The 7,089-nt window shown below is 39.5% G+C and carries 3 protein-coding genes; 1 reads left to right on the top strand and 2 read right to left on the bottom strand.

All coding sequences use genetic code 11. The features are described 5' to 3' along the window. Nucleotides 1-170: 170 nt before the first annotated feature. Together QZT26_RS15430 and QZT26_RS15425 are read right to left on the bottom strand one after the other, a co-directional pair. Nucleotides 171-1,127, bottom strand: coding sequence for a bifunctional riboflavin kinase/FAD synthetase (locus QZT26_RS15430; RefSeq protein ID WP_157820375.1), 957 nt, complete (start codon nucleotides 1,125-1,127; stop codon nucleotides 171-173). Nucleotides 1,128-1,459: 332 nt separating this feature from the next. After that, the gene (locus QZT26_RS15425; RefSeq protein WP_099324203.1) at nucleotides 1,460-3,208 is read right to left on the bottom strand and encodes a SurA N-terminal domain-containing protein; all 1,749 of its coding nucleotides are present in this window, start codon (nucleotides 3,206-3,208) and stop codon (nucleotides 1,460-1,462) included. 497 nt (nucleotides 3,209-3,705) lie between these two features. Between QZT26_RS15425 and QZT26_RS15420 the strand changes: the two genes are divergently transcribed. Further along, nucleotides 3,706-6,747: an MXAN_5808 family serine peptidase gene (locus QZT26_RS15420; RefSeq protein ID WP_295103409.1), complete on the top strand. Its 3,042-nt coding sequence runs from the start codon at nucleotides 3,706-3,708 to the stop codon at nucleotides 6,745-6,747. Nucleotides 6,748-7,089: the final 342 nt, after the last annotated feature.

The raw sequence follows: 7,089 nt of genomic DNA, 5'->3' as shown, positions 1-7,089 counted from the left end.
ATAATTCCATCAACTTATTCATAAGTAGTGTCCTCCAAATTGTCTGATTACTATTTACGAGGATACTACTATACTTTATAATAAACTAAAAATCACCTTTTTGGTTGCGGCCAAAGGCCGCGCTAGGTTGTTCTTGGGAAAATTTCTAGGAGCGACATATTTGAATATGGCTATTTCGTCAAGGCTCCAGAGAGCATCTTTTTCAACAACATTTCTTTATCTTTTTCTATTTGCTGTTTTAATGCTTCAATGGAACCGAAGGGTATTTCGTCTCTGATCCTGAAGAGAAACTGCACTTCAAGGTTTTTTCCGTAAATTGATTCGTGAAAATCCAGTATGTGTGTCTCTATCTCCATGGTTTCGTCTTCGCTTGATAAGGACTCTTTGAAAAAAGTAGGCCTGGAGCCGATATTGGTCAATGCCAGATATTCCCTTTCCTTCCAGCATACCTTTGTGGCGTATACGCCTTGTGGTGGCCTGATTTCGTGGTGCAAATCCAGATTTGCGGTGGGATATCCCATAGTTACGCCTCTGCCGGATTTTCTTACGACAGTGCCTAAAACAGAGACAGGCCTTCCAAGCATGGCTTCCGCCTTCTCTAATGCGCCTTCCTGAATGGCTTTACGGATAACAGTGCTGCTGATAACCTGGCCCTTATAGGTTTCCGGTGGGCATTCGTGTGCTTCATAATGGTATTTGCCCGCCAATTCCTTTACGAGTTTGATATTCCCGCTTCTATTCTTTCCAAAATGGCAATTAAAACCAAGCACTATGCATTTTGAATCTAACTCTTTTACGAGTATGTTTTCTATAAAATCTTTTGCGTTTGTTTGTGCAAGGGAATCGTTAAATGGCAATATTAACGTATAATCAACACCAAGCCTTTCAAACAATACCAAACGATGCGACAGGGAAGTGATGAAAAAAGGGGTTTTGTTTTCCAAAAGAACTCTTGGGTGTACGTCAAAGGTGATAATGACAGAGTCTCCGCTCTTTTTAGAGGCTAAACTTTTTGTGTATTCAATAATTTTCTGATGTCCACGATGTACGCCGTCAAAAACACCAAGTGTAACTACCGGATTATGAATTTTTCCTTTAAATTCGCTTATACGGTAAATCTTTTCCAATGATAGCTCCCCCAATATATGCCATAACACATGGAAAACGACGGACGAGAGATGAAGGGACTAAAAAAAACAAGGATGTCCATCAGCTATCGTCATATCCCCCAAATTTTTGTTATTTAAAGCAGTACCATTTACGTAGTAACAAGGTAAGAAATTGGAATTTATTCGCTACTCCAGACTGTATTGAGGAATCTTGAAAGACGCCCGGCGGAGTTACTCTAAACGAAGTGAATATGTCCAGAATGACCGCAAAGGAGATATCTTCTCCTCCTTTTGTGGCCAGAGATTATGAAGGTTTCATCACAAACAGGATTTTTGCCACAAGTACGTTTCTATTGAAATTTTGTGTAAATTTCCATCTGTTTGTTCATGTCGGCTTTCCATGCGGTCAAAAAGGCCTCCTGTTTTTCGTACAAAAACCTTTTCATGACGTTTTCCCTGGTTTTTTCAAAAAGAGCGGTATCGGCAGGTTTTCTCTCTATTACACTTATTATGTAACACGCCTTTTCATCAAGAGTTTCTACAGCAAAGGCCACTTCGCCCGGTTTTAATTCAAAGGCCTTATTTGTGAGGTTAGGGCGGTCTGCATCAAGCGCCTCTATATATCGCGAATCCCTGTCAAAAAGTTTCATAGGACGCTTGATGTAATCAGTTTCACATACCAGAAAATCTTTTTGACTATACTCACCAGCAATTAATTTTACAATATCTTCAAACGCAGTGGCTGAATTGGAACCACTTGTGTATTTTTCTGCGATTTCTATCGATTTTTGCAATCCCTTTTCTATTGTAATGTCCCGTAAAACTTTATTTTTGATCTCCTCAAATGGGGCAGGAGCGGGATATTTCTTATCGATTACCTGAAAAATAACAAACCCCTCAACAAACTCCAGCGGCATAGATGGTTCAAATTTTTCCCTGTCAAAAGCAACCTTCGAAATCTTATCAGACCCCGGGAAGATTTCCCACAAATCGCTTTCTGCAAGAAACTCGCGCTTCGATTCTTTTCCGGCAGGAATGGTGCGGGTTAATTTATATTTTACGGCAAGATCGCTGAAATTCGGGCGGTCTTCCTTGTCTATTGTTGCGTAAATTTCCTCATCCACCTTATGTATCACCTCTGATGCTTTTTCCCTTGCCATTTGTCCTGCAAGTATTTTCCGAATTTCATCCTTTACCGCATCATACGATTTGTAAACGTGGCTAAGGTCCTTTTCCTTTGTGTCGCCTTCTGACATTGTCTCCGTTTTATCCTCAGGAACAGAAGATTCTTCGGTTGTTATTTCTGCGGGATCGATTTTATATTGCGTTTCCTTATTATCCTCATAATACTTCTTTATATCTTCCTTCGTAACATCAACAAGCGCCTGCATATCGTCAAATTTAGCAATAAGGCATTCAATCTTTACCATTTCAGGAAGCATGTAGCCTGGAGTTCCACTGTGTGCATCATATTCTTTGTTCTTGTATTTATTATAAAACGCTATTAGCTCTTCTTCATTTACCTGAACGGTATCGGCAAAATCACTCGCCTTTAATGCCATGATTTTTAACTTTACCTGCTCGTTTTCCAGAGAAAACCGGTACCAAAGTTCCTCACTTGTTACTTTTGTGGATGAACGCAACAGAGATTCCAGCTTTTCAACCAGCAGGGCTTCCCTGATAGTACGTTGTATTTGATCCGGAGTAAGTTTAAAAGTATTACACAGAAACTGCATTAGTCTTCTTTTTTCAAGCTCAGGAGTTTGCCCGAAAACCTGAAAAGCAATTCTCCGTAAACCGTCTTCAACTTCAGGGCTTGTTATCATTAATCCCATTTGATTTGCCTTTTCAACCATCAGAAACTGCTTCCAGACTATAGGGATAATTGATTCCTGCGTTTGAGGGAAAAACAACCTCTGCCACCTGATTGCCATTTCGGTAAACTCATCCTGTGTAATCTTCCTTCCCAATACTTTGGCGATAGGTTTTTTGGGAATTAATTCCATCGCGGAAAAGCTTATGCCCCAAACAGAAACGGCAAATATCATTATGATATAAACGATTTTTTTATTCTTTTGTAGCCAGGAAGTGGATACCATTATTTCCCTCTTAAATTTTCTAAAAACTCTATGAATGAAGCTAAATTTATGACAAGCGTAGCATTTTATCTGTTCTTCCTATAATTATCAAATGCTTTTTTCATAATCACTGGGCAAGGCAAATTTCCTTGATAAATCTGTTCTTTCTCTCTATACTCAAATTGCTACTTGTGTACAGTAGTGCCAGTTAGTGAGAGTTTTGTTTTTCAAGGAGATCGACCACCGGAAAACACTATTTTGGCCTTATGTGGCGGCAATTCATGGATTAGCTCCCACAATGCATTAAAATTATGTTATGTATTGGACTTTTACAAAAAATGAAATCGATACTACATTTATCGTAATTGTTATGCATGGTCTCTTGCCGTATTACTCGCCTTTTTAATGAGCGAATCATTGCTATTCAACAGTTTACGGCGTATCTTTATATTTTTGAGTAAGGGTTTAGTTACATTGTGTAAAGTTACTTTGATTTTTTGATCAAAAAGGAAATATTCATGAGATTAAAGCATCCGTTTAAGTATGTGTTAATAATAATTATAATTTCTATATCTTCCATTTCCGGTTTTTTTGTTGTTTTCAATAAAACATTTGGTCTGGAACCCCATTTTGAAAATCTGTCAGTAAAAGAAGATACTGAATATAAATTTCGCCTTCCCGGAATTGTACTTTCCTATATTAACCGCCTGTATGTTGACCCTGACCGTATTGATAATGTTGAAATGGTTAAGGGAGCTCTTGATTGGCAGGAAAGAGTCATACCTGAAGTCCTGGTAGACTACTCTGAGGAGAAGAAGATAAACACCGTTACGGTTGACACTGTTTCAAAGACATTTGATTTGTCAGAAGTTCACCGGTCCAAGGATGTTTTCAAGGTTCTGCAGGATGCCCTGGATTTTATCAATAAGCATCGGGAAGAGAACGCATCACTTACCGCCAGCGATGTGGAATATACGGCAATCAACGGCATGTTGACGCAGCTTGACCCACATTCCATTATCTTACCGCCAAAACAATTTACCGAATTTAAGATTGGCACTACCGGCAAGTTCGGAGGACTCGGCATGGTGGTAGGAATAAGAGATGGCGTTCTGACGGTAATTTCTCCCATTGAAGGAACCCCTGCTGCAGTGGCAGGAATAAAGGCAGGAGATAAAATTGTGGAAATTGATGGAGAATCGACCGTAGATATGGACCTTACCGAATCTGTTGGGAAACTGCGTGGTGATCAGGGTTCAACCGTCACACTTTCCATTTTAAAACATAAAGCAGTAGAGACAAAACTTTTTGCCCTCAAACGGGAAATAATAGTAATTCCTACGGTAGAATCCGCATCTATTGAAGGAGGTTATGGCTATGTAAGAATCAGGAATTTTCAGGATGATACCTCTCAGCGCCTTAATGAGCAGTTAAAACAATTAAACAAAAACAATGATAAAATGAAAGGACTCATTCTCGATTTGCGGAACAATTCGGGTGGTTTGTTAGACCAGGCAATCAAGGTGTCTGACAAATTTCTGGAAAGTGGCTCTATTGTTGTTACCGTTGGGCCTGGAGGCCATCCCAGAGAAGTGATCGATGCAAAAAAAACGGATACTGACGAGGAACTGTACCCCATAGTGGTGCTTGTCGATGCAGGAAGCGCCTCAGGGGCTGAAATTGTTGCCGGCGCTCTAAAGGAAAATAACCGTGCGATAATCGTCGGAGACAGAACATTTGGCAAGGGGTCTGTCCAGCAGCTTATAGAGTTAATGGACGGTTCGGCGCTAAAATTAACCATCGCAAAATATCTTACCCCTCTTTTTACCGACATTCAATCTTTTGGCATTACACCGGACATACAGCTTGTTCCGGTGACCGTAGAAAAGGACAACATCAATCTTTTTCATGGCATCACGGCAATCAGGGAAGAAGATCTGAAAAAACATTTGGACGACCACCACAAAGATGCATTTCCCTTTGCTACCCTTAAGTACTTCCATGAAATAAAGGAAAAAAAAGAGGACGCGGTTGCCGGGAAAGAGGCGGAGGTGGAACCTGCGGAAGACGAAGACCCTTACAAACTGCCTGATTTTGATAAAGATTTCCATATTGTCTTCGCCAGAAAATTACTGGCAAACACTTCTACATGGAAAAAAGAGGAAGGTTTTCTGCAAAATTCTCTTTCAGTAATTGACGCAATTTCCGAAGAGGAAGAAAAGAAAATAGCACAGGCGCTTGATAGCTTGAGTATTGACTGGTCTGAAGGGATAAATGAAGGGGCATCCGCAACAAATGTTACTTTTTTAACAAACCCCATTAATAAACGGGTAAAGGCCGGAGAAAAAATTACGCTTACGGTAACTATTGAAAACACGGGGGATAAACCTCTCTATCAATTGCGCGGAATTTCTTCCAGCAAAAACGGTCTGTACGATAAACATGAATTTATTTTTGGTAAAATAGGCAAAGGAAGTAAAAAGACGTACACCAAAACGATAGAAATACCAAAAAATTCACTTGATCGGGAAGATGAAATTACTATTAAATTTGAAGAGTTAAATAAAAACAACCCGGCAGATCTTAATTTAACTGTGGCAATAGAGGCATTGCCTCAGCCACTTTTTGCCTTTTCTTATCAGATTTTAGATCAGGCAACAAATTCTTCAGGCAAAAATAACGGTGATGGATTAATAAACAAAGGCGAAAATATTAATCTCCTTGTCATGGTAAAAAACATGGGAAATGGGATTTCCGAAAAAACGTTTGTTACTCTCAGAAATTTGAGTGACAAAGAGGTGTTTGTAGAAAAAGGCAGGGTTGAAATTGGTCAATTAAATCCGGGAGAAATCAAGGAGGCGGAATTAACTTTTAACGTCAAAGAAACAATTGCTTCTAATGAATTTAATGTGGATATTATTATTTCCGACTCTATCTTCGGCGCTTTTTTAAGTAATACATTAAAATTCTCCGTGGTTGCCGGTGTCCCCCAAAAGCTGACGGCCAGTTCCAAACTTTTGAAGATAAACAAAAACCATATTCCACTGTATGGTGGAATGTCATTTGACACCCCTGTTTTATCAATGATGAACGAGGGCACAATTCTCAAGTCTGACGTCAGCAACGCTGATTGGTACAGGGCGGAACTTCCTAATAATAGATACGGATGGGTTTCTGCAAAGGACGTAACTGCGGTAAATAATGATGCCGGAAAATCATCCGACGAACTCGAAATGTTTATACAGCGAATCCCCCCCACCATTTCTCTGGATGGCGTGCCAAACATTTTATTTGGCGAGGAAGAATTATCCATTTCTGCACTTGTAAAAGACGATACCCACGTAAAACATGCTTATGTACTGATAAACAATGATAAAATCTTTTTCAAATCAAACAAACATGTAAGCCCAAGACAACAATCGTCATTGAAGATTGATACAAAACATTCGTTAAAAGAAGGTCCAAACGTGATTACTATCATCGCCCGCGATGATCATGATCTGTTAAGCATAAAATCATTTGTAGCCACAAAGGGCATAACGGTAGCAAAAGGCATGTAAGGGGTTACTGTGTTTTTTCCCTATGCCATTTGTGTACAGCAGGAACGCTCGTATAAAGTTTAAGTAAAATGTATATGTAAAAATAAATACCTTTGCGAGGGGGGGGACACCGAAACAATCTATTGTTCTAAAAAGACTTACGATTCCTTCACTGTAGTTCGTAACTGATAAACATAGTTTGTGTCAGTGCCACCCTGTATAAAATTCACATTTTGTACTACTATCCATCAATTTCTTGTTTTTTATGCGTGTTTTTCATGCCGCCATTTCCGTAAGTGCTTTAATATCAAGGGCTGAAGCGGTCATCAGTGAACAAGAGAACTTCTGGCCTTTCTCCGTCAA

This window comes from uncultured Candidatus Kuenenia sp., assembly GCF_900696675.1.
GTDB classification, from domain to species: Bacteria; Planctomycetota; Brocadiia; order Brocadiales; family Brocadiaceae; genus Kuenenia; species Kuenenia stuttgartiensis_A.
Note: the sequence above shows the minus strand (reverse complement) of the source record. Positions and strands in the feature narration are given on the sequence as shown.

Coding starts and splice junctions, on each gene's coding strand:
- QZT26_RS15420 (WP_295103409.1), top strand. CDS start 3,706: ATGAGATTAAAGCATCCGTTTAAGTATGTGTTAATAATAATTATAATT.
- QZT26_RS15425 (WP_099324203.1), bottom strand. CDS start 3,208: ATGGTATCCACTTCCTGGCTACAAAAGAATAAAAAAATCGTTTATATC.